The 769-nt window shown below is 45.6% G+C and carries 1 protein-coding gene; it reads left to right on the top strand.

What is annotated here, in order from left to right; translation table 11 throughout:
* A partial coding sequence (locus tag AC1Z3T_RS21140; protein ID WP_483396988.1) for an Ig-like domain-containing protein occupies positions 1-769 on the top strand: 769 nt, incomplete at both ends.

The following is a 769-nucleotide window of genomic DNA, read 5'->3' as shown; positions in this document are numbered from 1 at the left end:
CCCTATTCCAGATGGTACAGCGCTTAAAGTGACGGCTGTAGATGCATCGGGAAATGTTAGTCCGCCTGCAGTAGTAATAGTAGATAGTACAGCACCAACAGTCATTATTAGTATGAGTGATACGATTCTAACTATAGGCGAATCAGCGCTTGTAACGTTTAGTTTTAGTGAGATCGTAAAAAACTTTGGTAATGATGATATCTTGGTATCAAATGGGACGTTAAGTCCAGTAAGCAGTAATGATGGTGGTCTAACTTGGACAGCCATTTTCACACCCAACGCAAATTTCTTGGCAAGCAATAATAAAATTAGTGTGATTGCAGGAAGTTTTACAGATATTACAGGTAATGTTGGTATTGGTGGTGTTGGTCCCAACTTTGCTATCAATACTACAACTGCCCCAGCAGCACCGGTGGTCAATGTCACAGGCAATCCAGATGGTTCGGTAAGCGTCAGTGGCACGGCTGAGCCAAACAGTAACATTGAAATCCGCTATCCAGATGGCAGCATAGTCACCACAGCGGTGGACAGTTCAGGTAATTATGGACCTGTGACCTCTGCGATCAACCAACCGACAGGTACGGTGAGTGGTACAGTCACCGATGCTTCAGGTAACACTGGACCAAGTACCAGCACCAACTATGTCGACAACATTGATCCAGCAGCACCAGTGGTCAATGTCACAGGCAATCCAGATGGTTCGGTAAGCGTCAGTGGCACAGCTGAGCCAAACAGCAACATTGAAATTCGCTATCCAGATGGCAGCACT

This window comes from Acinetobacter sp. B-6 (assembly GCF_056930735.1).
This window is presented reverse-complemented; position numbering and strand designations above follow the sequence as displayed.